Below are 26,166 nucleotides of genomic sequence, written 5' to 3'. Positions count from 1 at the left end.
CTAGCAGAAAGCAGGTGCCGGCAAATGGTTAACCCCCTATGGAAAAACACAGAGATTCGAAATCAGTTAAAAATTGTCAGCAAAGAAGTTGCACCGGATCTCGTTTTGACAAATGCAACCTATCTCCACGGAATCTTCAAGAAGTGGGTAACAGGTAATATATGGATAGCAGACGACCGCATCGTCTACGCTGGAAAAGAAATGCCGAAAATCGATGCTTCGACTGAAGTGGCAGATATGACGGACAAATTCATCGTTCCCGGATACATAGAACCTCATGTGCATCCTTCTCAATTATATAATCCTCGAAGCTTTGCAGATTTTGCGGCTCAGGGTGGAACAACGATGTTCCTTTCCGACAACCTGACGCTTTTTTTAGCATTGGAAAACGAGAAAGCGTTTTCATTATTGGATCAATTGGCGGAATTGCCTTTTAGTTTTTATTGGTGGACCCGTTTTGATTCGCAGACGGAATTGAACGATGAAGATAAATTATTCACTTCCACGTCAGTTGGAGAATGGCTGGATCGCCAGGACGTGTTACTTGGCGGTGAATTGACCGGCTGGCCGAAACTGATGGCAGGTGACGACCAGATGCTGTATTGGATTCAAAAAGCCAAAATGGGCTTGAAGAAAATCGAAGGACATTTTCCAGGGGCTTCGGAAAAAACTTTGGCTCGCATGAGATTGCTTGGAGCGGATGGCGACCATGAAGCGATGACGGTGGATGAAGTGGAAATGCGCTTATTGCATGGCTATGGCGTTACACTTCGCCACTCTTCGATTCGCCCGGATCTTCCGCATTTGCTGAAAGGGATTGTGGAACGGGAATTGAATGTCTTTGACAAGCTGATGATGACGACTGATGGTTCCACACCGACTTTCCATTTGGACGGAGTTATGGACTTGTGCATCAAAATTGCGCTTGAAGCGGGTGTACCTCCGATTGATGCTTATATGATGGCATCTTATAATGTCGCACGCTATTATAATGTAACCAGCCTGCATGGCTTGATCGCAACGGGGCGCTATGCAAACTTGAATATTCTTGATACGCTGGAAAACCCGGTGCCTTCAGGCGTCATTTCGAAAGGGGTCTGGCTGAAGAAAGATGGGGAGAAAGTTTATTCTTTGCCGGACATCGATTGGTCGATCTTGCCGGATCTTGATATCGACTATGAATTGACAGAAGATGATTTCCAGTTCTCGATGCCTTTCGGTATTGAAATGGTCAATGATGTCATCACAAAACCCTATTCAGTCAGCGTGGATACCCATGACGGCAAACTTTCGAAATTGCATGATGAAAGCTTTTTGATGCTCATCGATAAAAAAGGCAAATGGCGTGTCAATACCTTGATCAAGGGCTTTGCGCCCGAATTAGACGGGTTTGCCTCTTCCTATACCAATACCGGCGATATCATTTTGATCGGTAAAAACCGTGAAGATATGTGGCTGGCATTTAATGAATTGAAACGCTTGAAAGGTGGAATCATCCTGACCGACAATGGCGAAATTGTGGAATCCTTGCCGCTTCCTTATGGAGGGGTCATGTCGGATCTGCCGATGGAGCAGCTGATCGAACAGGAAAAGGCACTGAAGAAAGCGTTGAAACAGCGTGGCTATAAGCATGGCGATGCAGTTTATACGCTGCTGTTTTTGCAGGCGACCCATTTGCCATATGTCCGGATTACCCAAAAGGGCATTTACGATGTCATGAATAAAAAAATCCTGTTCCCAGCGTTCATGAGGTAATCGATATGAAAAAATGGCTTTTCGCTCTAGTTGTTTTATTGGTGCTTGCGGCATTTGCCGCAGGCTTTTGGCTGATCATGAAGGAAGAACCTGTAGAGTCGCCGTCATTGGAGGATGCATTGACAATTGCGCCGTTCACGGGCGAAAAGGCGGTTCCGCCAACAAATCGCCGAACGGTCATGGCAGTCATCAACAATCATCCGGATGCCCGTCCGCAAACGGGATTGGCCGAAGCAGATATGGTTTTTGAAATGATTGCTGAATATGACATCACCCGGTTTTTAGCCTTGTACCAAAGCGATTTTCCAGAAACAATGGGTCCTATCCGCAGTGCCAGGGAATATTTTGTTGAGCTGGCAGCTGCGTCTGATGCTTTTTTTGTGGCTCATGGCTATAGCCCGGCTGCCCTTGTGATGCTGGAATCTGGAGTAGTCGATCATGTCAATGGCATTCAACACGATGGCACACTGTTTCAGCGCTCAAGTGATCGTATCGCTCCGCATAACTCCTATATCACGTTGGAAAATATCGAAATCGCCATGAAAAATGTGCAGGCTTCGACTGAATACAGCGGGAAATCGCCTTATTATTTCTATGACTCGACGGAAAATGCTAAACTTAAGGAACAGGCTCCTTCGGTACGCGTAGAGTACGGGACAAATGAGCTGTTTTTCAGTGAATTTACATACGACAGTGAGTCCCTTCTTTACAGCCGGTCGTCCGGCGGTATACCGACAACCGATAAAGAGACCCGGGAAATAGTTGAAGTCTCAAATGTTCTGGTTTTTGAAACGCAACACCAAACCGTCGATTCCGAAGGGCGCCAGTCGATTGACTTGGCGAACGGTGGAAATGCCCTGTTGTTCCAGGGGGGTGGCGTTCGTGAAATAGAGTGGAGTTCGGTAGACGGAATGCCTGTGCCAACAGCAGACGGGGAGCCGGTAAAACTGATGCCGGGGAAAACCTGGATTCATATTGTGCCGACTGCGCCAGGGATCGAACAATCCGTCAGCTATACGCCTTGATGATCAGAGCAATGAAAGGATGATGAAGCTGCATGCAAGTTGATAAAATCAGAGGCCATCAGACAGATCAGTTGATCGAAGCTGTGCTGGCCTTGGAAAATAAGGAAGAAGCCTATCGTTTCTTCGATGACTTATGCACGATCAGTGAAATCCAATCGCTGTCGCAGCGCTTGGAAGTGGCTCATATGCTTCGCATGAAAAAAACATACGAAAAAATAAAAAATGAAACTGGCGCCAGCACCGCAACCATTTCCCGTGTCCGCCGTTGCCTCAACTACGGCAATGACGGCTATGATGAAATGCTGGAACGCCTTTATCCCGATGAAAAACCGTTTGAACTTCCAAAAGACTGAACAGAGGAGCAACTCTGTTCGGTTTTTTTGTTATAATAAATTGATGATAAACGATGCAAAGTTGGGTGAAATAAGATGGATTTCAAAACATGGCAACATGTCTTTAAATTAGATCCGGCAAAAGAAATCACGGATGGACATTTGGAACGAATTTGCAGATCCGGGACTGATGCCATCTTGATTGGCGGCAGCGATAATGTCACACTCGACAATGTCCTTCATTTAACGGAGCGTGTGCGGAGCTATGCCCTGCCGGTGGTCATGGAAGTTTCCACCATCGATTCGGTGGCGCTGGGCTTTGATTATTATTTCATCCCGACCGTCCTCAACAGCGACGATCCCAAGTGGATCAAAGGCCTCCATCATGAAGCCATCCGGGAATATGGCGAGATTCTGGACTGGGATGAATTGATTCCTGAAGGCTATTGCATTTTAAACGCGGATTGCAAAGCCGCCAAACTGACCAGAGCGAAAACGGATTTGACGACGGACGATGTGCTGGCTTATGCACGCATGGCCGAACATTTTTTCCGGCTGCCTATTTTTTATGTGGAGTACAGCGGCATGTATGGCGATATGGAGCTGGTAGGGAAAGTGAAAGAGGTCCTGGCTGAAACCCGCTTGTTTTACGGGGGCGGAATTGATTCAGCGGACAAAGCAAAAGCGGCATTGCGTGTGGCAGATACGATTGTCGTCGGCAACATCATTTATGAAAATATCGAAAAAGCGATTGAAACCGTAGAGGCAGTTGCGGAAACGGCTGATTAATCGTTATAATAATAAGAACGAATGTTCGAGGTGGTGCACAATGGAATTGATAACAAAAAACTTACTCAACGGAATGAACCCGGAACAAGCGGAAGCGGTCAAAACGACTGAAGGGCCCCTATTGATCATGGCCGGTGCCGGGTCCGGTAAAACACGGGTGCTGACACATCGCATCGCTTATTTGGTGCTGGAAAAACAGGTCTATCCATCCAATATCCTGGCGATTACCTTCACCAATAAAGCGGCGCGCGAAATGCGCAACCGGATTGATGGATTGTTGGGCCATGGAACAGGGCAGCGCATGTGGGCTTCGACGTTCCACTCGATGTGCGTCCGGATTTTGCGGCGTGACATCGACCGTTTGGGCATGTCGAAGAGTTTCTCTATTCTGGACATGACCGACCAATTGACGGTCATCAAGAATGTCTTGAAGCAGCAGAACCTGGATCCGAAAAAATACGAACCGCGGACCATGCTGAACGCCATTTCATCGGCGAAAAACGAATGCATCGATGCCACGCAGTTCGCGGCGGACATGAACCAATTCAATCCGTATGAAAAGACTATTTCCGATGTCTACTTTGCTTATGAAAAACGGCTGAAGAAAAACCAGTCGCTAGATTTTGACGATCTGATCATGACGACTTTGATTTTATTCAACACGGTTCCGGAAGTGCTGGAGTATTACCAGAACAAATTCCATTATATCCACGTGGATGAATACCAGGATACCAACAACGCCCAATACCAGCTGGTCCAGAAATTAGCCAGCAAGTTCAAGAATATCTGTGTGGTGGGCGATTCGGATCAGTCGATTTATCGCTGGCGCGGGGCGGACATCACCAACATCCTGTCTTTCGAGAAGGATTACCCGAATGCCAAAGTGATTATGCTCGAGCAGAATTATCGCTCGACAAAGCGTATCCTGCAAGCGGCAAATGACGTCATCCAGAAAAACACCAGCCGCTATCCGAAAGAATTGCGCACCGATAATGACGAAGGGCCGGCGATCACGCTGCATAAAGCGGGAGATGAGCGCCAGGAAGCCCAGTTTGTGGTTCAGACCATCCAAAAGCTGATGGATGAAGAGGACTATAAAACCTCGGATTTTGCGATCCTTTACCGCACCAACGCGCAATCCCGGATCATGGAGGAAATGTTCGTCAAATCGAATATGTCCTATACCATTGTCGGCGGAACGAAGTTCTATGACCGCAAGGAAATCAAAGACCTGTTGGCGTATCTGCGCTTGATCGCCAATAATGACGATGATTTGTCTTTGGCCCGCGTCATCAATGAACCGAAGCGCGGAATCGGAGCGACTTCTTTCGAGAAGATGGCGCGTTTTGCGATTGAGCAGGACCGCACCATCATGGATGCATTGCAGGAAGCGGACTTTATGGGGCTGACGCCTAAAACGGCACAGACAGCCCTTGAATTCCGTACGATGATCGACAGCTTTACGCAGATGCAGGAGTATTTATCGGTGACGGAATTGGTGGAGGAAGTCTTGAAGAAATCAGGCTACCGCCAAATGCTGCAGATCGATAAAACGATTGAAGGCGAAAGCCGCCTGGAAAACCTGGAAGAGTTCCTGTCGGTGACGAAAGCCTTTGAAAAGCAAAGCGATGACAAGTCACTGGTGGCGTTCCTGACAGATTTGGCTTTGATATCCGATATCGATTCCTTGGACGATGAAGAAGATGCGGACGGCCCGATCATTTTGATGACGATGCACGCAGCCAAAGGTTTGGAGTTCCCTGTAGTCTTCATCATTGGCCTGGAAGAAAACGTCTTCCCGCATTCGCGTTCGAATAACGACGACGAGGAATTGGAAGAAGAGCGGCGCTTGGCCTACGTGGGAATTACCCGTGCTGAGAAACGGCTCTATTTGACGCATGCGTCTTCCCGGACATTATTTGGAAAAAGCAATTTCAATATGCCGTCCCGATTCATCTCTGAGATTTCAGAGGATCTGATTGAACAAACAACGGCGCACCACCGTGCCGGCGCAGCTACGAGCTACAGACAGGCACCAAAACGGTTGGCTGTGACGCGTCCCGGCTACAATCAGTCAGGCGGCGAAAAGCTTGGCTGGAAAACCGGCGACAAAGCCACCCATAAAAAATGGGGCACTGGAACGGTCGTCAGCGTCAAAGGCGAAGGTGAAGAAACCGAACTGGACATTGCTTTCCCAAGCCCTGTTGGCATCAAGCGGCTGTTGGCTAAATTTGCGCCGATTGAAAAAGTATAATCGGGAGGAAACCCTATGGATCGCATGAAAGCGGAAGAACGCGTAAATGAATTAAATGAAACGCTTCGGAACTATGGCCATGCTTATTATGTATTGGATAAGCCGGCTGTTCCGGATGCCATCTACGATCAATTATTGAATGAATTGCTCGACTTGGAAACATTATATCCCGACTTGATTTTTCCGGATTCTCCGACTCAGCGCGTTGGAGGAACGCCGATCACCAACTTTGACAAAGTCACACATGAACGGCCGATGCTCAGTTTATCGAATGTTTTCGGTGAAGAAGATCTGCGCGAATTCGACAAACGGGTGCGCAGCGGTGCTGGAGACAGCATCGACTATGTCTGTGAGCTGAAAATTGATGGCCTTGCGGTGTCGCTCATGTATGAAGACGGCAAATTCGTCAGAGGCGCAACCCGCGGAGACGGACGCATCGGGGAAGACATCACCGTCAACCTGCGGACCATCCGTGCGATTCCGCTGAAATTAAAGCAGCCCGTCACACTCGAAGTCCGCGGCGAAGTCTTCATGCCGAAAAGTTCTTTCCATGCCTTGAATGAACAGCGTGGAGAGCGCGGCGAAGAACTGTTCGCCAATCCGCGCAATGCCGCTGCAGGGTCGCTGCGCCAGTTGGATCCGAAAGTTGCGGCTAGCCGCAACCTGGATGTGTTCATCTACGGCATTGGTGGAGACGGGGAAACTTACGGCTTGTCTGAACACGATGAGTCGCTTGGTTATTTGGCGAAGCTTGGGTTCAAGACCAATGAAGAGCGAAAAGTTTGCACAAGCGTGGAAGAAGTGCTGGCCTATATCGAGAAATGGACAGAAGATCGCACCAAGCTCTCGTATGAAATTGATGGCATCGTCATTAAAGTCAACCGCTTTCTCTATCAGCAGGATCTCGGATTTACAGCGAAAAGCCCGAAATGGGCCACGGCTTATAAATTCCCGGCAGAAGAAGTGATGACGACCGTGCGCGATATTGAATTGAGTGTCGGCCGGACAGGTGTCGTGACGCCGACCGCCATACTGGATCCGGTTTCTGTCGCAGGCACGACCGTCCAGCGGGCTTCTTTGCATAATGAAGATCTGATCAAGGAAAAAGATATCCGGATCGGCGATAAAGTTATTATCCGAAAAGCGGGGGACATCATTCCGGAAGTGGTTTCGGCCATTGTCGAGCAGCGTACCGGGAAAGAGCTTCCTTTTGAGATGCCGACCCATTGTCCGGCTTGCGATAGTGAACTGGTGCGCATTGAAGGGGAAGTCGCGCTGCGGTGCGTCAATCCCCAATGTCCTGCACAAATTACAGAAGGCCTAATCCATTTTGTTTCCCGAAATGCCATGAATATTGACGGGCTCGGCGAAAAAGTGATTGAGCAATTATACCGTGAAGGCTTGATTCGGGACATTTCCGATATATACAAACTAACAAAAGAACAATTGCTGGAACTGGATCGCATGGGCGATAAATCAGCTTCCAATCTGATTGCAGCAATCGATGCCTCGAGAAGCAATTCGATGGAGAAACTGTTGTTTGGCCTCGGCATCCGCCATGTGGGCGAAAGAGGTGCACGGATTTTATCCGAGCATTTCGGCGCGATGGAGCGGCTGATGGAAGCAACAAAAGAAGAGCTCGTTGACATCCACGAAATCGGCGAAAAGATGGCTGATTCCATTGTCACTTATTTTGACAATGAAGAAGTTCGTGCATTGATGGAACGTTTGCAGGGGGCTGGCGTCAATTTAACATACACCGGCACACGGATCCGCGTTGAGGCCGGCGCCAACGCATTTGCAGGCAAAAAGATCGTCTTGACGGGCAAGCTGGAACAAATGACCCGGCAGGAAGCCAGTGCGCAGATTGAAGCGCTTGGCGGCAAGCTGTCAGGAAGCGTCAGCAAAAAAACCGATTTGCTGATCGCTGGTGAAGAAGCGGGATCCAAGCTCGACAAAGCGCTCGAGTTGAAGGTTGCCATATGGGACGAAGAGCGTCTCGTTGAGGAATTGAACAAATAAGGGGATTTTAACATGAAACGCATATGGTGGATTCCAATCAGCTTGCTGCTGTTAACGGGATGTGTTCCTTCCGGGACCGATGAGGAAACGGAAGTGATAAATGAGAAAGAAGAAGTAGAGACGGCAATCATTCCGAGCATGCAGTTGGATGATCAGTTTTACCGTACACTCTTGCCCTATAAAGAAAGTGCGACAAGAGGGAAAATCGTCAATCGGCTGAACTCCCGCTACGATATTACCGAAACGGAAAATGGTTTATTGCGTTTATCGCAAAAGCAATTTTCACCGGATGATTATTATTTCCAGGAAGGCCAGAAGATCACTGATGAAGATGTGACTTCTTGGCTGCAGCGGACTAGCAAAGATAACCCGGCAGGCTTGAATGCAGCAGACGGCCGTTCAGCAGACCAAAAGAAAGCAGGCGAACGGCCGCCTGCTGAAATACTGGCGCATGTCATTGAACAGAATTATTTAGTGAAAACCAACGAAGAAACCATACGGCTTGGCGGAATCTCGGTTGGCCTGGCGTTAAATTCGGTGTATTACAGCTCTGAAGATGGAATTTCCTATGAAGAAGAAATCTCTCAAGCGCAAATTGAAAAAGAAGGCAAGCGCATGGCCGATGAAATTGTTAAACGCCTGCGTGAGAAAGAAGGTTTGGCCGATGTACCGATTGTGGTGGGGCTTTTTAAACAGAATTCCGCTAACGCAATGGTGCCGGGAACTTACTTCTCATATGGTGCAGCTCCAGGAGGCGAAGGGGCAGTAGCCAATTGGACTGCAGTCAACGAGGCATATGTGCTGTTTCCAACCAACGGGGCAGATGAACGCTACCGGGACATCGACACAGCATTCCGCAATTTCAAGCAGGATGTCGAAATTTACTTTTCCAATTTCACCAGTGTCATTGGCACCGGCTTTTATCAGGAAAATCAATTAAAGGAATTGAAGATTGAAATTCCGATCCAATTCTACGGTGCAGCTGAGGTAATCGGCTTTACACAATACGTAACCGGATTGGTGATGGAGCATTTTCCTGAAAATGTGTTGGTGGAAGTCAGCTTGACATCGACCAACGGCCCTGAGGCATTGGTTTTGAGAAAAGCGGGAGAAACTGAACCGTTTGTTCACATTTATGAATAATTTGCAGGAAAACAGGGATAGCCATGCGGCTGTCTCTATTCATTTTTTTAGAAAAATGTTATGATATAGCGTATGTTTACTGAATCCGGAGGTGTAGAAAAATGGCTAAAATGACAAAAGAAGAAGTGATTGAAGTCGCCCATTTGGCGAGATTGGCAATTACTGACGAAGAAGCAGAACATTTTGCAGATCAATTGGAAGCAATCACGAACGCAATGGAATTGCTGAATGAACTGGATACAGAAAATGTTGAACCGACCACTCATGTCTTGCAGATGGTCAATGTCTTGCGTGAAGACAAATCCATTCCAGGATTGGACCGCGAATTGGTTTTGAAAAACGTAAAAGAACATGAAGGCGGACAAGTAAAAGTCCCAACAATCTTAGATTAACCGGAAGGAGGAACCATAGATGTCATTGGTGGAAAAAACAGCTGCACAATTGCAGGAAATGATACATACAAAAGAAATAACGATTGCTGAAATGACCCAACAGGCGTTTGACCGCATCGAAGCCCTTGAGCCGAAAGTGGATGCATTCCTTGCAATGAACAAAGAACGCGCCACACAGCAGGCCGCCGAAATGGATAAGGTACCTTTTGCTGAACGTGGGCCTTTATTCGGTTTGCCGATCGGAGTAAAAGACAATATCGTAACAGAAGGTTTGGAAACAACAGCTTCCAGCCGCATCCTTGAAGGCTTCAACCCAATCTACAATGCTACTGTGGTAGAAAAGTTGAAAGAAGCCGGAATGGTAACAGTCGGGAAATTGAATATGGATGAATTCGCAATGGGTTCTTCCAATGAAAACTCGTACTATAAAAAAACAAAAAACCCCTGGAATCTTGAAACAGTGCCAGGCGGTTCTTCAGGCGGCTCTGCAGCTGCAGTTGCGGCAGGGGAAGTGCCTTTCACTTTGGGATCGGATACCGGCGGATCGATTCGCCAACCGGCAGCTTTCTGCGGAGTGGTCGGCATGAAGCCGACTTACGGACGGGTGTCCCGTTTCGGTCTGATCGCTTACGCTTCTTCATTGGATCAGATTGGCCCAATTACAAGAACCGTTAAAGACAATGCCTTGCTGTTGAATGCCATTTCAGGGCATGATGACAAGGACTCAACATCTGCTAACGTGGAAGTTCCGGATTTCGCAGCTGCATTGACAGGCGACATTACAGGACTGCGTATCGGTGTTCCTAAAGAATATTTTGGTGCAGGTGTCGGCGAAGCGGCAAAACAAGCTGTTCTTGACGCGTTGAAGGTACTTGAAGAAAGAGGCGCAATCTGTGAAGAAATTTCACTGCCTCATTCAAAATACGCTTTGGCCACTTATTATCTATTGGCTTCTTCTGAAGCATCTTCCAACCTTTCCCGCTTTGACGGAATCCGTTATGGCTACCGCACCGAGAAAGCTGGAAATCTTCTTGAATTTTACATGAATACCCGTTCTGAAGGATTTGGCGATGAAGTCAAGCGCCGCATCATGCTTGGCACATACGCATTGAGCTCAGGATATTACGATGCTTATTACAAAAAAGCGCAAAAAGTCCGTACATTGATCAAGAAGGACTTTGACGATGCGTTTGAAAAATATGATGTTATCATCGGCCCAACTACGCCGACACCGGCATTTAAAATCGGCGAAATCATCGATGATCCATTGACGATGTACGCGAACGACATTTTGACGATTCCCGTCAACTTGGCAGGCGTACCTGCGATTTCAATCCCTTGTGGATTCGACAACGGCCTGCCGTTGGGACTGCAGATCATCGGGAAGTATTTTGATGAAGAAACGGTATACCGTGTTGCTGACGTATTTGAACAAGCGACCGATTTCCATAAAAAAACTCCTCAAACCTGGGAGGGAGCAGCACAATGAATTTTGAAACGATCATCGGGCTTGAAGTCCACGTTGAATTAAAAACAGAATCGAAAATGTTTTCTCCTGCACCGGCTCACTTTGGTGCTGAACCGAACACCAATACCAACGTTGTCGATCTTGGCTATCCGGGCGTCTTGCCGGTAGTCAATAAGCGTGCAGTGGATTGGGCAATGAAAGCGGCCCTCGCATTAAACTGCGAAATTACCCGCCACACTAAATTTGACCGCAAAAACTATTTCTATCCGGACAATCCGAAAGCTTATCAGATTTCACAATTTGATCAACCGATCGGGGAGCACGGCTGGATTGAAATTGAAGTAAAAGGCGAGAAGAAACGCATCGGCATCACGCGCCTTCATATGGAAGAAGACGCAGGAAAACTGACGCATACTGGCAACGGCCATTCGCTTGTCGACTTTAACCGCCAAGGAACACCGTTGATCGAAATCGTTTCTGAGCCGGATATGCGCACTGCTGATGAAGCTTATGCCTTCCTGGAAAAAATCAAAGCGATCATCCAGTACACTGGAGTTTCAGATGTGCGCATGGAAGAAGGTTCATTGCGCTGCGACGCAAACATCTCCCTTCGCCCATTCGGCCAGGATGAATTCGGTACGAAGACGGAATTGAAGAACTTGAATTCATTCAACTTCGTCCGTAAAGGCATCGAGCACGAACAGGTTCGCCAGGAGCAGGTTCTTCTTGCAGGTGGAATCATCGAGCAGGAAACACGCCGCTATGACGAATCTACAGGGAAAACCTTGTTGATGCGCATCAAAGAAGGATCGGACGATTACCGTTATTTCCCTGAACCGGATCTTGTCGACATCGTCATTGATGATGCTTGGTTAGAACGTGTCCGTGCAGAAATTCCGGAATTGCCGGATGCCCGGAAAGCCCGCTATGTATCTGAACTTGGCATGTCTCCTTATGACGCTATGGTCTTGACATTGGCGAAAACGATTTCCGATTTCTTTGAAGCGACAGTAGCTGCTGGCGCTGACGCAAAACTTGCTTCCAACTGGCTGATGGGGGAAGTATCCGCATATCTGAATGCTGAGCAGAAAGAGCTGGAAGATACGGAATTGACTCCTGAAGGCTTGGCTGGAATGATCAAGCTGATTTCTGATGGCACGATTTCATCTAAAATCGCCAAGAAAGTCTTTAAGGAATTGATTGAAAAAGGCGGCGACGCGAACAATATCGTCAAAGCAAAAGGGCTTGTCCAGATTTCGGATGAAAACACATTGCGTGAGTTCGTCACAACGGCACTCGACAGCAACCCACAATCGATTGAAGACTTTAAAAACGGCAAAGACCGCGCAATCGGTTTCCTTGTCGGGCAGATCATGAAGCAGACAAAAGGGCAGGCAAATCCGCCATTGCTCAATAAAATCCTTCTTGCAGAAATTGCAAAAAGATAAGAAATGCTTAAGCTATGCAAAAGGATGGTCCATTATGGGCCATCCTTTTTTTTATGAGCAGTAAAAGTGAAAGGGCGATTATGTTTTCAAAACATGATTATATCGACTGATTGTCCTAACAGGAACTAAATATGATCTCGAGTCGTCTTTAAATCGATGGTTCTTTTTGAGTGCTAGTAACGCTGTAAATTGCTGTTTCTGCATCTCAGCCTTGAAGACTAGGCTATAGAACAGTAAACTGGTAATAATGAGATATTTCGAGCAATGGATTTTTTATTCGCCATTTTTTGAAAGTCTATCCAACCGGACTTTTCGGCCCATTGGCCAGTAAAGCAGGGCAAAGGAGAAGTGATCGTATGATGACCGAACAGGAATACTTTGAAAAAGGCATTACCCTCGAAAGCTATATGGCTCAAATGGAGTCGAATCAGCAAAAGTCCTACAGCGTATATGAAAAGTTTGAATTGCCGGAAGATCCAGGTTTTATGGCTTTGCTGAAAGACAAAAAGCCTCATATCTTGGTTATCACTGAAGACTGGTGTGGGGATGCCATGATGAATAATGCCATTTTGCGAAAAATTGCAGATGCGGCTGAATTGGAGGTTCGTTGCGTATACCGTGATGAAAATTTGGAATTGATGGACCGTTACTTGACGAATGGCGGACGGTCAATCCCAAAATACATCATCCTTTCAGAAGAGGGCGATGTCCTGGCTGATTGGGGACCGAGAGCGCCTAAAGTGCAGCGTTTTGTTGATGAGAAAAAAACGGTGCTGCCAGAGAAAGATGATCCGCAATACGAGCTTCACGTAAAAACGGTAATTGGTGAAATATCGGATGGTTTTGTCTATAATGCTGATTTCTGGCAAATTGTCTATGAAGATTTACAGCAGGTATTTGAAAAAGCATTAAAATAAGTGGATTATCCACCCTAGAGAAAAGACAGGCCAATTGCTTGGATTTATCCTGTCTTGCCTTTACAGAAAGTCCAGAAAGGCTGAATCTGATGAAACGTGCACGTATTATCTACAATCCTACTTCCGGCCGTGAGCTATTCCGTAAACACCTGCCCGAAGTATTGGAGAAAATGGAGAAGGCAGGCTATGAAACTTCCTGTCATGCGACAACTTGTGAAGGCGATGCGATTCAGGCTGCGAGAGTGGCGGTAGAACGGAAGTTTGATTTGGTGATTGCTGTCGGTGGAGACGGTACGTTAAATGAAGTCGTCTCGGGAATCGCTAAATTTGAGGACCGTCCAAAAGTCGGCCTTATTCCTATGGGCACGACCAATGATTTTGCCCGTGCTGTCCATATTCCCCGTGATATCAACAAAGCAGTGGATATCATCCTTAAAGGGGATTCAATCCCGGTGGATATCGGCCTGATGAATGACGACCGTTATTTCATTAATATTGCAGGCGGCGGAAGGCTCACAGAGCTGACCTATGAAGTGCCGAGCAAACTGAAAACCGTGCTTGGGCAAATGGCGTACTATTTGAAAGGCATTGAGATGCTGCCTTCGATCCGCTCTTCCCGTGTCCGGATTGAATACGATGGCCAGGTCTTTGATGACAGTGCCATGATGTTCTTGATCGGATTGACCAATTCTGTCGGCGGCTTTGAAAAACTGGCTCCAGATGCCAGCATCAATGACGGTAAATTCACCTTGTTGATTTTAAAAGAGCTTAATATGGCGGAGTTTATCCGAGTGGCCTCACTGGCTTTGCGCGGTGAGCATTTATCGGACCCGCATGTGATTTATGCAAAAGCCAGTAAAATTACAGTGACGACAGAAGAACGGGTGCTGCTGAATTTGGATGGAGAGTACGGCGGCTTGCTGCCGGCCGTATTCGAAAACTTGGCTGGCCATATTGAAATGTATGTCCCGATAGATTCGCTAAAAGAAAACGACCGCAAATAAAAAGCTGGAAAATGGAGAAGGCTCCATTTTCCAGCTTTTTAAATTTCAGCAGATCGCTTTTAGAGCAACTCAATCGCTTTGTCCTGTTCAGCTGCAAGTTGTGGCAGATCTTTAATCGGTTCCCAGCGGAACAGCAACGTCATGCCATTGTCCCGGCCTTGGCTTTTGATGGTATGTTCAAACTGGTCGATCGGTTCACCTGTGTATTCAAATTGAAAGATGTTCCGTTCATACGCTTTGTCCTGATGTTCAGGATAATAAGTATACTTGTGGATTTTTCCGACGAAATCAAGAACTTCGCGAGGCAATCCTGTTTCTTCTTTGACTTCTCTGTATAATGCATCGATCAACAGTTCGCCGTCTTCGATGGTACCGCCCGGCACTTGCAGGCCAACTTCCGGTTCTCCTTTGTATTCGAATACAAGCAATTCACGATTTTCCTCATCGCCTCTTGTGATATACGCAAATACTTTCCGTTTTGTCCTCATGATGCCTCACCCTTTTTCTTTATTGTTTATAGAATACTAAAAATTGAGAAAAATTTCAATTCTTTTTGCTCCATCTTTGTCACAGCTTATTCAAAGTTTGAACACAATACAAGGCTTAGGAGACGTTTTGGAAAGTAGGTTTGATGTACAATAGGGACTATAAGACACTAAGAATCATACGTTTGCAAAAGGAGACGAGTAAATTGGAATTTCAAGATCCAGCTTTCCTGAGTCGCATTCTAACGCTATTGACTCTATCATTCCATATTCTTTACGCAACAATAGGTGTAGGTGTTCCTCTCATGATTATGATTGCCCAATGGGTGGGCATCAAGAAAAAAGATGATCATTATATTTTAATGGCTCGCCGTTGGGCGAGAGGCTTTGTTATCACGGTTGCGGTAGGTGTCGTAACCGGTACAGCAATCGGCCTGCAGTTATCGCTGTTATGGCCAAACTTTATGCAACTGGCGGGCAATGTCATTGCTTTGCCGCTCTTTATGGAAGTTTTTGCATTTTTCTTCGAAGCCATTTTCCTAGGAATCTATCTCTACACATGGGATCGCTTCGAAGATCAGCGGAAGCATTTCCTGATACTTATCCCGGTTGCAATTGGTGCAGCTGCGTCATCGGTTTTCATTACCATCGTCAACGCCTTCATGAATCAGCCTCAAGGCTTTGAAATACTGAACGGTGAAATGGTCAATGTCAGTCCGCTGCTTGCTATGTTCAGTCCGGCGGTGCCGACAAAAGTGGCACACGTCATGGCCACGGCATTCATGACCAGTGCCTTTGTGCTGGCTTCCATTGCAGCGCTGCGCATGTTGGGCGGCTCCAACCACATCTATCATAAGAAAGCTTTATTCCTGACCATGAAACTGGGGCTGGTATTCGCGATTGCGACAGCCTTGATCGGTGACTTCTCCGGAAAATATTTGGCAGAGTACCAGCCGGAAAAATTGGCGGCTGCCGAATGGCATTTTGAAACTGAAGAGGATGCTGGCTTGATCCTGTTCGGTATTCTGGACGGGGAAGAGGCGAAATATGCCATCAAGATCCCTTACGCACTGAGTATCCTGGCGCATAGCGATCCGTTTGCGGAAGTGACGGGGCTCAATGAATTCCCGGAAGATGAAAGACCGCCGCTGTGGATCCATTACCTTTTTGATACGATGGTCATGATCGGCATGTGGCTGGCATTCTTCTCATTTGTCTATGTCGTAGCTACTTGGCGCAACTGGGCATTTGTTCGGGCCAGATGGTTCCGCTGGCTGATAGTGGCTGGAGGGCCGTTAGCGCTCATCGCCATTGAAGCTGGATGGTGGTTCACGGAAGTGGGGCGCCAGCCTTGGATTCTCAGAGGCTATATGACGGTAAGCGAAGGAGCGACCACCAGCGGCAATATCGATCTGATGATTATTTTATTCGCTGGCTTATATATTGTTCTTGGTATCGGGACAGGTGTTGTCCTCACCCGGATGTACAGACGCAACCCGGTTGAAACAGAATTGGCAGCACGCGAAAAAGGCAAAGGCGGTGAAGAACAATGACTTTAGAGATTATTGGCATATCCGTTCTTTGGCTGTTTCTGTATCTGTATGTCATTGTGGCGTCGATCGACTTTGGCGCCGGCTTCTTTAATGCCTATAGCTCGTTTGTCGGCAAGCAGCATATACTGACCGGTGTGATCCAACGCTATTTGTCGCCGGTCTGGGAAGTTACCAATGTATTCTTTGTGTTCTTCTTTGTCGGGATCATCGGATTTTTCCCGCAGACTGCTTTTTACTACGGCACAACCTTGTTAGTTCCAGCCAGTCTGGCATTGATCCTGTTGGCGATACGCGGTTCCTATTACGCGTTTGCCACTTACGGGGCTAAAATTAATCATAGAGGCTATATCTATATGTACGGCTTGTCCGGATTATTGTTGCCGGCAGCCTTGTCACCGGTGCTGGCCATGTCCGAAGGCGGCTTTATCTTTATGGATAACGGCCAGCCTTACCTGGATTACTGGGCATTGTTCACAAGTCCTTTAATGTGGAGCATCGTGGTCTTGAGCTTAACGGCAGTCCTCTACATCTCGGCTGTCTTCCTGACCTGGTATTCCGCTAAAGCTGGGGATGCCAAAGCCACCAATTTGATGCGCAAATATGCGCTGGTCTGGGCAGGTCCTGCTATTGTCACGGCAACCGGCATCATCTACGAACTGCGCGGACACAATCCTGAGCATTATGCGCGCATTCTGGACTTATGGTGGGCATTCGCGATTTCGTTCCTGCTGTTTGCCGGAACGGTCTACCTGATATGGAAAAAACGCCATTACGGCTGGGCTTTCATTTTATTGATGGGGCAGTTCTTCACGGCCTTCTTCGCATACGGGGCATCGCATTACCCATATTTGCTGTATCCGTATTTGACGATCTATGACAGCTTTACGAATGAAGCCATGGCAATCGCATTGATCATCGCGTTTATCGCAGGTCTTTTCCTGCTGCTGCCATCGCTTTACTTATTGTTCCGCTTGTTCTTGTTCGATAAGGATTACATCGAAGGCAAATCGGATTACCACGCATAGAGGAGGCATTATCGATGCAAGATTTCATGATATTTTATGCACCATTTCTGGTATTGTTCGGAGCCATTATTTTTGGTTTCTGGTTCTCCCTGAAAGACGGTCCCGTAACGAAAGATCGGGACTAAGAACGCGTGCAGGCTTTTGCCTGCCGCGTTTTTTTGTTGTATGATAGTTAGATGTGAAATGGAGTGAATATTTTTGAAACCAGTAAATAAAAATGACCGGATAACGGTCCATGTAGAAGACTTGACGCATGACGGCGCAGGCGTAGCAAAAGTGGAAGGCTATCCGCTGTTCATCCCTGGCGCTTTGCCCGGGGAAGATGTTATTGTCCATGTCCTTAAAACGTTGAAATCTTATGGCTTTGCGAAGCTCATTGAAATAAAACAGGCATCCCCGTTCCGTGTTGAAGCTCCTTGTCCGGTCTTCGATACGTGCGGAGGCTGCCAGATTCAGCACCTGTCGTACGAAGGCCAGATGACCTTCAAACAGAAATTGGTGCGCGATGCCATCACCCGGATCGGCAAATTGCCCGACGTGCCGGTGCATCCGGTAAAAGGCATGGAACATCCATGGCGCTACCGCAATAAATCCCAAATCCCTTTTGGCACACAAGACGGAAAAGTCGTCGCTGGATTTTATCAGACGCGTTCGCATGACATTGCAGATACCGACACTTGCCTGATCCAGACGCCGGAAGCGGATGCCATCATGGTGGCTTTGAAAAAGAACCTGGCTGAAATAGGCATCGAGCCTTACGAAGAAGCGACGCATCGCGGCATGCTCCGCCATGTAGTCGTCCGGAAAGCGCGGGCTACAGGCGAAATCATGGTAGTGCTGGTGACCAAGAAAAAGAAATTTCCTCAAGCAGCACGCGCCATTGAACTGATCCAAGCGACTGTTACGGAAGTTACATCCATTGTCCAAAACATCAACAGCGAAAAGACCAATGTCATTTTCGGTGATGAGACCTTGACGCTTTGGGGCAAAGACGTGATCGAAGACCAGATCGGTGATGTCCGGTTTGAAATTTCCGCACGTTCTTTCTACCAAATCAATCCCGAGCAGACAGAAGTTTTGTACGGCCAGGCGCTCCAGTATGCGCAATTGACAGGAGAAGAAACCGTAATCGATGCATATTGCGGCATCGGGACCATTTCCTTGTTCCTTGCACAGCGTGCTAAGTTCGTCATGGGTGTCGAAATCGTGCCGCAGGCGATTGAAGATGCGAAGCGCAATGCAGAACTGAATGGCTTGTCCAATACGTTGTTTGAAGCGGGACCGGCGGAACAAGTTATTCCGCGCTGGTATAAAGAAGGCAAACAGGCGGATGTATTGGTCGTCGATCCGCCGCGCAAAGGCTGTGATGAGCAATTGCTGCGGACCATCCTTAAGCAGCGTCCGACGCGTGTAGTGTATGTGTCCTGTAACCCAGCGACATTGGCGCGTGACCTGCGCATACTGGAAGACGGGGGCTACCGCACGAAAGAAGTGCAGCCTGTCGATATGTTCCCACAGTCCACACATTGTGAAGCAGTGGCTTGGCTGGAACTGGCAGAGTGAGAATAGATGAATCCAATCAGTGAACGATACTGGTTGGATTTTTTTATTTCTTCATTTATTGCCATTTTTAATCCGTTACAGGTTTTAGACAGACAGCCAAAAGGGTAAAGAAAAGGGAATACTTCCAGAAGGAGAGAACGATGAAAATGGAACAGATACCCGAGTCAAAATTCACGGATAAACGTGAAACGATCATTCAGGGATTGGTTGAGCAAAATATCTTTAAGATCAATGGACGGCAACTATATGAAACTTCACTTTATGAGTTGATGAAAACCTATACAGAAACAAACCAAGCCGGCTGATTCCGGCTTTTTTCAATGGTTTATAGTGAATGGGAGGAAAATACATGCACAATAAAAATTTGGAGGATTATCGCCGGGAACGGCTGGATGAACTGACGATTGCTGAAATGCAGGAACAGATGGCTAGCGGCAGGCTGACTTCCGAAGAACTGGTTTTGATGTATAAGGAAAACATTTCCTTGCGGGATAAGAATACACAAGCTGTCCTTGAAATGAATCCGGATGCGTTGCTGACAGCTCAGGCACTTGATTTTGAACGGCAGCAAACAGGGCCGCGTTCCGCGCTGCATGGCATTCCGATCCTGATCAAGGACAATATAGACACCTATGACAAGATGCATACCAGTGCTGGATCATTGGCGCTGAAGGACCATTATGCGCTGTGGGATGCCAAAGTGGCGGAAAAGCTTCGGCAGGCAGGAGCGGTGATTCTTGGCAAGACCAATATGACGGAATGGGCCAACTTCATGTCGGATAAAATGACCAACGGCTACAGTTCGAGAGGCGGCCAAGTGAAAAATCCATACGGCGCATTTGATGTGGGCGGTTCAAGTTCGGGTTCTGCCGCCGCTATCGCCTCGAATTTGGCGGCGGGGGCGATTGGGACAGAGACATCCGGGTCCATCATCAATCCGGCTGCGCAGAATAGTTTGGTCGGCATCAAGCCAACTGTCGGCCTAATCAGCCGGACCGGCATTATTCCGCTGTCGCATACACAGGATGTTCCGGGGCCTTTGGCGCGGACGGTCGCTGATGCTGCAGCGCTTTTTGGAGCCATCATCGGCGTTGATCCAGAAGACGTCAGCACTGTTTTTGCAGCGCCATTCGAAAACTATGATTGGGCCAAGCATTTAAAAGGAGATGGGCTTCAAGGCGTAAAACTCGGGGTAGCCAGAGCGCTGTTCAAGGAAATCAAAGACGAGCAGGCCGCTCTTTTTGAAAAAGCACTCGATGCGCTGCGTGCTTGCGGTGCGGAAATCATAGATGACGTCGATCTGGGCGTCCACCAGGAGGATTTGGGGTTTGCGGTGCTGCTGCATGAGTTCAAGGCGAATCTCAATGCCTACCTGGCAAAATCAAATCCGAACCAGCCGATCCGTTCATTGGATGATGTCATTGCATTCAATAACAAACACCCTGAAAAGATGCTGAAGTTTGGCCAAAATCTGCTCGAACAAGCCAATGGAATGACGGGCATGCTGACAGAACGGGAGTACGTGGAAGCGCTGGAACGCAACCGTTTTTTGGCAGCTGAGCGCGGCATGAAAAGCGTACTGGAGAATATCGGTGTGGATGCACTCGTACTGCCGCAGGATTTCGGCTGCAATATCGGAGCGGCCGCTGGTTTCCCGTCGATTACGGTGCCTTTTGGCTGGAGTGGATCAGGAGAACCCTTCGGCATCACGTTTGCCGGCCAGGCATTCAGTGAGCCCGCTTTAATTGAATATGCTTATGCGTTTGAACAAGCCGTCGATGGACGGCGCAAACCATAAAAAGAGCGAAGCCTGTGAGGGGCTTCGCTCTTTTTATGTGATGTCGCTTAAATGCTTCCATACTTGCTCAATCATGATCGACAGTTCAGATTCGATCAAGTCGTCGTGGGCCAGTGAAGTGAGGACACTTTCAATCAAAGCTTTTCTTGGACTTTCCGATGCCAGTTCTGTTGACAGAAAATATACCAGCTGCTGGATATTTTCGTGGTTTTTCAGTTTCTTTGTATAGGTTTCCAGCAGGGCAGAAAGCTCCTTCAGGCTGACGTTATCAGCGGAGGTGGCCAGTGGTAATTTCAAATTTCCGATAAACGTGTCTTTTGCCGCTATCTGAAGGGCAATGGTGGCCTGCAGGCGTCGGATGACGAAAGAAGAAAGTTTGTCTGCGGGCACCTCCTCCGTAGAAACAAGACGCCATAGATGAATGAGCTGCTGAACATAGCCATGGACGAAGGCCGCATTTTCCAGTGCATATGGAGTTGCCTCCTTGCCGAAAACATCTATGATCCGTGAAGAAATCCATTCCATTTCCAAAGAGTATTGTTTGATGGAAAATGATTTTAATTCGGGCTCCTGTGAATAGAAGATGCTTTCGTAAAGAGAAAACAGGTTTTTTTCAAGGTTAAGCTTTATTCGGATATACAATTGTTCGGCCAGAACTTCAGGGTCGTTGGCTGCCACTCCAACAGCTGCTGCCATCCGCCGTTGCCGGATCTCACTGCCGATGGATTCCATAATTGCCATGAGGCATTCGGCTTTAGAACTGAAATAGTTATAGAAAGTTCCTTTTGATACATTGGCTTCATCCAGGATGTCTTGTATAGAAGAAGAGTTATAGCCTTTGTTGATGAAAAGCTCATAGGCCGCGTTTAGGATCTGTTGTTTTTTAGGATTCATTAACCTCACCTTTATACCGTTAGTCTATTCTCATTATAACTTGAAAACGCTTTTATATCAATGTTTTATAAAGGGTGCAGCAAAAAACTTGAAAAAAGTATACAGGCAGTATAAAATAATGGAATGGAGAAACAGAAAAAAATATAAAGTAGTATTTACGGAGGAAACAAAAAGATGAAAGAACAGAAGAAAACACCTTATGGCATAATCGCAATTCTCTTTACAGGAGCGTTCGTAGCGATTTTTAACCAGACCTTATTAAATATTGCATTGCCTGAAATAATGATAGACCTCGATATTGATGCTTCTACAGCGCAATGGCTCGTGACGGGTTATATGCTGATAAACGGAATTTTGATTCCGGCCAGTGCCTTTTTCATTCAACGCTATTCAAACCGTTCGATTTTCATTGTGGCGATGTCGCTGTTTGCGCTCGGCACATTGTTGGCTGCAGTAGCGCCAGTGTTCAGTGTTTTACTGATCGGAAGAATGATCCAGGCTTCTGGTGCTGCATTGATGATGCCGCTGCTGATGAATGTCATGCTTGCAGCTTTCCCAGTTGAAAAACGCGGATCGGCAATGGGGGTATTCGGATTGGTGATGGTCGTTGCACCAGCCATCGGACCAACTCTTTCTGGATTTATCGTCGAACATTATTCTTGGCGTGTGCTTTTCTGGATCGTCTTGCCGGTAGCATTGATTCCACTTGCTCTAGGAATTTTCAAATTAAAGAACTTGACCTTCCAGAACCGGGAAATATCGCTTGATAAAGCTTCTCTTGCGCTTTCAAGTTTAGGATTCGGTGGTGTGTTGTACGGTTTCAGCTCTGCTGGCACATTGGGGTGGAGCAATCCGGTCGTTGTGGTGACGATTGCAATCGGTGTGATTTCACTGATCGTCTTCGGCCTGCGCCAGTTGAAGTTGGAGGAGCCGCTGCTTGAAATCCGGATCTATAAATACCCGATGTTCGCTTTATCGTCCGCTATTTCCATCGCCCTTTCCATGTCGATGTTCTCAGCGATGATCCTGATGCCGATCTATATCCAGACCATCAAGGGCATTTCGCCGATTGACTCTGGTTTGCTGATGCTGCCGGGTGCTTTGGTCATGGGCTTCATGTCGCCGGTCACCGGTCGGCTTTTCGACCGGTTTGGCGCAAAAGTACTCGCTATTCCCGGTCTGGCGATTGTGGTGCTGACAACATTTATGTTTAGCCAATTAAGTATGGATTCCAGTTATGTCAGTATCATGTTGATTTATACTTTGCGTATGTTCGGCATTTCGATGGTGATGATGCCTGTTATGACGAATGGGCTCAACACCTTGCCGATGAAAGCTTATCCGCACGGAACCGCAATCAATAACACCTTGCAGCAAGTAGCAGGTGCTGTCGGTTCCGCCTTCCTGATTACCATCATGAATACACGGACTGAGTCGACAGCGAAAGAGCTGGCGGCGAGTGGTGTGGCTCCTGAAAGCATCATGAATATTGCGATGCTTGACGGCATCAACTTCTCGTTTTTCGTTTCTACATTTATCGCGTTAGTGGCGCTTGTCTTGGCGTTCTTCATCAAGAAGCCGGTTCGGCCGGTAACTGAAGCGGAGAAAGAAATCGTCTATAGACAAAAAGAAGTAACTGAATAAGTCATTGAACCAGGCCGTTTATGGGTCTGGTTTTTTGGTTTTTGTGTGCATCGGCTGCTTGCGCTTTTCTTGTTGTCCAGACTCCAGCAGCCAGCTCCTCGAGTCGCTTCAGCCATGCCAGCAATGGCTGAAGAACGCCATTACCGGCAAGGCTTCCAGCGCTTGTCGGAGCTTAACGGCTGCTTGCGCTTTTCTTGATTCAAAAAAGGCGCTAAAACAGCTAATATGGTACACTTATAGCATTGAAAAGAAGGTGGAATCGCAAATGACTTTTATAAAAGAATTAAGCCCGATATGGCAGGGAAAATGGGGAAAGGCTGGATTTGAAACGGCTATGCCGATCCAGGAACAGATGATTCCGGAGATGTTGGCAGGTAATGATATCGTTGCAGAATCTCCGACAGGCTCGGGTAAAACTTTAGCTTATGTATTGCCGATATTGCAGCGTGTCAATCCGGAAAAAAAGGCGATCCAGGCAATGATCGTGGCTCCGTCACAGGAATTATCCATGCAGATCGTCAATGTGTTGCGTGAATGGACAGAAGGAACAGATGTGACAGTCACTCAATTGATTGGTGGAGCAAACATCCAGCGACAATTGGATAAGCTCAAGAAAAAGCCGACCATAGTAGTGGGTACACCAGGACGCCTAAATGAATTGGTGAAAACCAAAAAACTGAAAATGCATGAAATTGGAATTCTGGTCTTGGATGAAGGCGACCAGCTGATGGCACGCGAACACCGGGGCATCATGAAAGACTTGATTGAAAAAACCCAACATGAACGTCAATTAGTGCTGGTATCAGCTACAATTACAGAAGAGATAGAATTGGTGGCGGAGCGTTTGATGCAGCATCCGACACGTTTGCAAGTGACTGCAGAGGATCTTCCGATGTTCGGGAAAGTGACGCATTCATTCATTAAAGTGGACGAGCGGGACAAGACCGAAATGCTGCGAGGCATATCGCATATCCCAGGCATGAAGGGGTTGGCATTTGTCAATAACTTGGACCAGTTGCTGATGAAGGAAAATAAATTGAAGTTCCGTGATGCGAAAATCGTGACCTTGCATTCTGAAATGAAGAAAGATGAGCGTAAAAAAGCATTGGATGCTTTCCGAAAAGGAGAAGTAGCCGTGTTGATTGCGACAGAAGTGGCAGCCCGCGGATTGGATATCGACCAAGTGACGCATGTTATTCATGTGGATGTTCCCCAAACGGTCGAGCAGTACTTGCATCGTTCAGGCAGAACCGGAAGAGCTGGAGCAGATGGCGAAGTATTGACCTTGTTAGCCTACGCAGATGAACGCCATTACAAAAAATTCACCAAAGAATTGCCTTCTAAACCGGTTCAAAAAGTAATCCATGGCGGAAAACTGATTGAAGGATCGAGTAAAACCATCGCGGCAAAGGGGAATAAACGATGAATTTCCAAGAGAAACTCGAACAATATGCTGAATTGACGGTATATGTTGGATTGAATGTTCAAAAAGGGCAATTAGTGGTCATCAATACCACGACTGATACACTTGAATTTACACGCATTGTGGTTAAAAAAGCTTACGAAGCAGGCGCGAAACGGGTACAGGTCAATTACGAAGATCCTATGCTGACGCGGACGCATTTCGAACTGGCACCCGATGAGGCATTTCAGGACTATCCGGAATGGTCCGTCGTCCAGCGCGATGAAGTGATCAACACAGGCGGTTCTTTCTTATGGATTGATGCAGAAGATCCGGATTTATTGACGGGAATTCCTGCGAAACGTCTGGCTGATTCGCAAAAGTCTGCCGGAAAAGCGTTAGAGCGTTACCGCCAAGCAGTTGGAACAGACAAAGTGGCTTGGTCGATCGTCGCGATGCCGTCGCCAAAATGGGCACAAAAAGTATTTCCCGATCTACCGGCCGAAAAACAAGTAGAGGCCTTATGGCAATCCATTTTCAAAACGGTTCGCATCGGTGAAGGAGATGCCGTGGAAGCATGGAGAAACCATATCGCTTTGTTGGAACAGCGCGCTTCCCAGTTGAATGATAAGCGATATGTGAAACTGCAATATAGCGCTCCCGGTACAGAACTGACAATCGAACTTCCCGACAAGCATATCTGGATGTCCGGCGCGTCAAAAACGCCTCAAGGCAATCCATTCATCGCCAATATGCCGACAGAGGAAGTTTACACAGTACCCTTAAAACATGGAGTGGACGGCACGGTCCGCAATACAAAGCCGCTGGTTTATCAGGGCAACGTCATTGACGGCTTTACGCTGACTTTTGAAAAAGGGAAAATTGTTTCGGCCAAAGCGGAAAAAGGGCAAGAACTTCTAAATGAAATGATCAATACGGATGAAGGCGCGGCTTATTTGGGGGAAGTGGCACTGGTGCCGCATCATTCTCCAATTTCCGATTCGAATATCCTATTCTACAATACCTTGTTTGATGAAAATGCTTCAAATCATTTAGCAATCGGCGATTCTTATCCTACCTGCTACGAAGGGGCACGTGATCTGGAGCGCAATCAATTGGCAGCGATAGGACTGAATACTTCGATTGTCCATGAAGATTTTATGATCGGCAGTGAAAATATGGACATTGACGGCATCGCAGCAGATGGTTCAAAAGAGCCTATCTTCCGAAATGGAAACTGGGCATTCTAAGAG

Annotated in this window: 23 protein-coding genes; 21 read left to right on the top strand and 2 right to left on the bottom strand. The window is 47.2% G+C overall.

Annotated features, from left to right (window positions below):
• The first annotated feature begins 24 nt into the window (after positions 1-24).
• The 12 genes from AC1MEO_RS08080 (at position 25) to AC1MEO_RS08025 (ending at position 14,549) form a co-directional block, all read left to right on the top strand.
• Complete coding sequence (locus AC1MEO_RS08080) at positions 25-1,755, top strand: adenine deaminase C-terminal domain-containing protein (RefSeq protein ID WP_480335481.1); 1,731 nt, start codon at positions 25-27, stop codon at positions 1,753-1,755.
• A gap of 5 nt (positions 1,756-1,760) precedes the next feature.
• The gene (locus AC1MEO_RS08075; protein WP_480335480.1) at positions 1,761-2,780 is read left to right on the top strand and encodes a DUF3048 domain-containing protein; all 1,020 of its coding nucleotides are present in this window, start codon (positions 1,761-1,763) and stop codon (positions 2,778-2,780) included.
• A gap of 32 nt (positions 2,781-2,812) precedes the next feature.
• The gene (locus tag AC1MEO_RS08070; RefSeq protein WP_480335479.1) at positions 2,813-3,133 is read left to right on the top strand and encodes a YerC/YecD family TrpR-related protein; all 321 of its coding nucleotides are present in this window, start codon (positions 2,813-2,815) and stop codon (positions 3,131-3,133) included.
• A 75-nt stretch (positions 3,134-3,208) separates the two neighbouring features.
• Positions 3,209-3,901: a heptaprenylglyceryl phosphate synthase gene (pcrB, locus tag AC1MEO_RS08065; RefSeq protein WP_480335477.1), complete on the top strand. Its 693-nt coding sequence runs from the start codon at positions 3,209-3,211 to the stop codon at positions 3,899-3,901.
• A 40-nt stretch (positions 3,902-3,941) separates the two neighbouring features.
• On the top strand, positions 3,942-6,155 hold the full coding sequence (pcrA, locus tag AC1MEO_RS08060) for a DNA helicase PcrA (RefSeq protein WP_480335476.1): 2,214 nt from the start codon (positions 3,942-3,944) through the stop codon (positions 6,153-6,155).
• Positions 6,156-6,170: 15 nt separating this feature from the next.
• Entirely contained in the window at positions 6,171-8,177 is a 2,007-nt protein-coding gene (ligA, locus tag AC1MEO_RS08055) for an NAD-dependent DNA ligase LigA (RefSeq protein WP_480335475.1), read from the top strand.
• 12 nt (positions 8,178-8,189) lie between these two features.
• Positions 8,190-9,320, top strand: coding sequence for a CamS family sex pheromone protein (locus AC1MEO_RS08050; RefSeq protein ID WP_480335474.1), 1,131 nt, complete (start codon positions 8,190-8,192; stop codon positions 9,318-9,320).
• A gap of 101 nt (positions 9,321-9,421) precedes the next feature.
• Positions 9,422-9,712: an Asp-tRNA(Asn)/Glu-tRNA(Gln) amidotransferase subunit GatC gene (gene gatC, locus AC1MEO_RS08045; RefSeq protein ID WP_480335473.1), complete on the top strand. Its 291-nt coding sequence runs from the start codon at positions 9,422-9,424 to the stop codon at positions 9,710-9,712.
• 19 nt (positions 9,713-9,731) lie between these two features.
• A complete protein-coding gene (gatA, locus tag AC1MEO_RS08040) occupies positions 9,732-11,201 on the top strand; it encodes an Asp-tRNA(Asn)/Glu-tRNA(Gln) amidotransferase subunit GatA (RefSeq protein ID WP_480335472.1) in 1,470 nt (489 codons plus the stop codon).
• Positions 11,198-12,628 (top strand): Asp-tRNA(Asn)/Glu-tRNA(Gln) amidotransferase subunit GatB, encoded by a 1,431-nt coding sequence (gatB, locus tag AC1MEO_RS08035; protein ID WP_480335469.1) that lies wholly within the window; start codon positions 11,198-11,200, stop codon positions 12,626-12,628. Before gatA ends, gatB begins: the two co-directional genes overlap by 4 nt.
• A gap of 356 nt (positions 12,629-12,984) precedes the next feature.
• Positions 12,985-13,545 carry a thioredoxin family protein gene (locus AC1MEO_RS08030; protein WP_480335467.1) on the top strand — a complete coding sequence of 187 codons (561 nt, stop codon included), beginning with the start codon at positions 12,985-12,987 and terminating at the stop codon, positions 13,543-13,545.
• Positions 13,546-13,634: 89 nt separating this feature from the next.
• Positions 13,635-14,549, top strand: coding sequence for a diacylglycerol kinase (locus tag AC1MEO_RS08025; RefSeq protein ID WP_480335465.1), 915 nt, complete (start codon positions 13,635-13,637; stop codon positions 14,547-14,549).
• A 59-nt stretch (positions 14,550-14,608) separates the two neighbouring features.
• Here the strand turns inward: AC1MEO_RS08025 and AC1MEO_RS08020 are convergent, their stop codons facing one another.
• Positions 14,609-15,037 (bottom strand): NUDIX hydrolase, encoded by a 429-nt coding sequence (locus AC1MEO_RS08020; protein ID WP_480335464.1) that lies wholly within the window; start codon positions 15,035-15,037, stop codon positions 14,609-14,611.
• Positions 15,038-15,240: 203 nt separating this feature from the next.
• Here AC1MEO_RS08020 and AC1MEO_RS08015 point away from each other — a divergent pair, with 203 nt between their 5' ends.
• The 6 genes from AC1MEO_RS08015 (at position 15,241) to AC1MEO_RS07990 (ending at position 20,973) form a co-directional block, all read left to right on the top strand.
• The gene (locus tag AC1MEO_RS08015) at positions 15,241-16,587 is read left to right on the top strand and encodes a cytochrome ubiquinol oxidase subunit I (protein WP_480335463.1); all 1,347 of its coding nucleotides are present in this window, start codon (positions 15,241-15,243) and stop codon (positions 16,585-16,587) included.
• On the top strand, positions 16,584-17,612 hold the full coding sequence (locus tag AC1MEO_RS08010) for a cytochrome d ubiquinol oxidase subunit II (RefSeq protein ID WP_480335462.1): 1,029 nt from the start codon (positions 16,584-16,586) through the stop codon (positions 17,610-17,612). The genes AC1MEO_RS08015 and AC1MEO_RS08010 overlap by 4 nt, the downstream gene beginning before the upstream one ends.
• A 14-nt stretch (positions 17,613-17,626) precedes the next feature.
• Positions 17,627-17,737 (top strand): cytochrome bd oxidase small subunit CydS family protein, encoded by a 111-nt coding sequence (cydS, locus tag AC1MEO_RS08005; RefSeq protein WP_407676716.1) that lies wholly within the window; start codon positions 17,627-17,629, stop codon positions 17,735-17,737.
• 73 nt (positions 17,738-17,810) lie between these two features.
• Complete coding sequence (gene rlmD, locus AC1MEO_RS08000; protein ID WP_480335460.1) at positions 17,811-19,175, top strand: 23S rRNA (uracil(1939)-C(5))-methyltransferase RlmD; 1,365 nt, start codon at positions 17,811-17,813, stop codon at positions 19,173-19,175.
• Between the two features lie 140 nt (positions 19,176-19,315).
• The gene (gene fbpA / locus AC1MEO_RS07995) at positions 19,316-19,480 is read left to right on the top strand and encodes a Fur-regulated basic protein FbpA (protein WP_480335459.1); all 165 of its coding nucleotides are present in this window, start codon (positions 19,316-19,318) and stop codon (positions 19,478-19,480) included.
• Positions 19,481-19,524: 44 nt separating this feature from the next.
• Positions 19,525-20,973, top strand: a complete 1,449-nt coding sequence (locus AC1MEO_RS07990) for an amidase family protein (RefSeq protein ID WP_480335458.1) — start codon at positions 19,525-19,527, stop codon at positions 20,971-20,973.
• 33 nt (positions 20,974-21,006) lie between these two features.
• On the opposite strand, the gene AC1MEO_RS07985 is transcribed toward AC1MEO_RS07990, so the two are convergent.
• Positions 21,007-21,867 carry a TetR/AcrR family transcriptional regulator gene (locus AC1MEO_RS07985; protein ID WP_480335457.1) on the bottom strand — a complete coding sequence of 287 codons (861 nt, stop codon included), beginning with the start codon at positions 21,865-21,867 and terminating at the stop codon, positions 21,007-21,009.
• Between the two features lie 174 nt (positions 21,868-22,041).
• Between AC1MEO_RS07985 and AC1MEO_RS07980 the strand changes: the two genes are divergently transcribed.
• The 3 genes from AC1MEO_RS07980 (at position 22,042) to AC1MEO_RS07970 (ending at position 26,163) form a co-directional block, all read left to right on the top strand.
• The gene (locus tag AC1MEO_RS07980; protein ID WP_480335456.1) at positions 22,042-23,511 is read left to right on the top strand and encodes an MDR family MFS transporter; all 1,470 of its coding nucleotides are present in this window, start codon (positions 22,042-22,044) and stop codon (positions 23,509-23,511) included.
• A 265-nt stretch (positions 23,512-23,776) separates the two neighbouring features.
• Positions 23,777-24,937 (top strand): DEAD/DEAH box helicase, encoded by a 1,161-nt coding sequence (locus AC1MEO_RS07975; RefSeq protein WP_480335455.1) that lies wholly within the window; start codon positions 23,777-23,779, stop codon positions 24,935-24,937.
• Complete coding sequence (locus tag AC1MEO_RS07970; RefSeq protein WP_480335454.1) at positions 24,934-26,163, top strand: aminopeptidase; 1,230 nt, start codon at positions 24,934-24,936, stop codon at positions 26,161-26,163. The genes AC1MEO_RS07975 and AC1MEO_RS07970 overlap by 4 nt, the downstream gene beginning before the upstream one ends.
• The last annotated feature ends 3 nt before the right edge of the window (positions 26,164-26,166 follow it).

The organism is Planococcus sp. BI3, assembly GCF_056680115.1.
This window is presented reverse-complemented; position numbering and strand designations above follow the sequence as displayed.

What these genes read in the sequence shown, in the direction of transcription:
- AC1MEO_RS08080 (WP_480335481.1), top strand. Translation starts at nt 25, where the DNA reads ATGGTTAACCCCCTATGGAAAAACACAGAGATTCGAAATCAGTTAAAA.
- AC1MEO_RS08075 (WP_480335480.1), top strand. Translation starts at nt 1,761, where the DNA reads ATGAAAAAATGGCTTTTCGCTCTAGTTGTTTTATTGGTGCTTGCGGCA.
- AC1MEO_RS08070 (WP_480335479.1), top strand. Translation starts at nt 2,813, where the DNA reads ATGCAAGTTGATAAAATCAGAGGCCATCAGACAGATCAGTTGATCGAA.
- pcrB (WP_480335477.1), top strand. Translation starts at nt 3,209, where the DNA reads ATGGATTTCAAAACATGGCAACATGTCTTTAAATTAGATCCGGCAAAA.
- pcrA (WP_480335476.1), top strand. Translation starts at nt 3,942, where the DNA reads ATGGAATTGATAACAAAAAACTTACTCAACGGAATGAACCCGGAACAA.
- ligA (WP_480335475.1), top strand. Translation starts at nt 6,171, where the DNA reads ATGGATCGCATGAAAGCGGAAGAACGCGTAAATGAATTAAATGAAACG.
- AC1MEO_RS08050 (WP_480335474.1), top strand. Translation starts at nt 8,190, where the DNA reads ATGAAACGCATATGGTGGATTCCAATCAGCTTGCTGCTGTTAACGGGA.
- gatC (WP_480335473.1), top strand. Translation starts at nt 9,422, where the DNA reads ATGGCTAAAATGACAAAAGAAGAAGTGATTGAAGTCGCCCATTTGGCG.
- gatA (WP_480335472.1), top strand. Translation starts at nt 9,732, where the DNA reads ATGTCATTGGTGGAAAAAACAGCTGCACAATTGCAGGAAATGATACAT.
- gatB (WP_480335469.1), top strand. Translation starts at nt 11,198, where the DNA reads ATGAATTTTGAAACGATCATCGGGCTTGAAGTCCACGTTGAATTAAAA.
- AC1MEO_RS08030 (WP_480335467.1), top strand. Translation starts at nt 12,985, where the DNA reads ATGATGACCGAACAGGAATACTTTGAAAAAGGCATTACCCTCGAAAGC.
- AC1MEO_RS08025 (WP_480335465.1), top strand. Translation starts at nt 13,635, where the DNA reads ATGAAACGTGCACGTATTATCTACAATCCTACTTCCGGCCGTGAGCTA.
- AC1MEO_RS08020 (WP_480335464.1), bottom strand. Translation starts at nt 15,037, where the DNA reads ATGAGGACAAAACGGAAAGTATTTGCGTATATCACAAGAGGCGATGAG.
- AC1MEO_RS08010 (WP_480335462.1), top strand. Translation starts at nt 16,584, where the DNA reads ATGACTTTAGAGATTATTGGCATATCCGTTCTTTGGCTGTTTCTGTAT.
- cydS (WP_407676716.1), top strand. Translation starts at nt 17,627, where the DNA reads ATGCAAGATTTCATGATATTTTATGCACCATTTCTGGTATTGTTCGGA.
- fbpA (WP_480335459.1), top strand. Translation starts at nt 19,316, where the DNA reads ATGAAAATGGAACAGATACCCGAGTCAAAATTCACGGATAAACGTGAA.
- AC1MEO_RS07990 (WP_480335458.1), top strand. Translation starts at nt 19,525, where the DNA reads ATGCACAATAAAAATTTGGAGGATTATCGCCGGGAACGGCTGGATGAA.
- AC1MEO_RS07985 (WP_480335457.1), bottom strand. Translation starts at nt 21,867, where the DNA reads ATGAATCCTAAAAAACAACAGATCCTAAACGCGGCCTATGAGCTTTTC.
- AC1MEO_RS07980 (WP_480335456.1), top strand. Translation starts at nt 22,042, where the DNA reads ATGAAAGAACAGAAGAAAACACCTTATGGCATAATCGCAATTCTCTTT.
- AC1MEO_RS07975 (WP_480335455.1), top strand. Translation starts at nt 23,777, where the DNA reads ATGACTTTTATAAAAGAATTAAGCCCGATATGGCAGGGAAAATGGGGA.
- AC1MEO_RS07970 (WP_480335454.1), top strand. Translation starts at nt 24,934, where the DNA reads ATGAATTTCCAAGAGAAACTCGAACAATATGCTGAATTGACGGTATAT.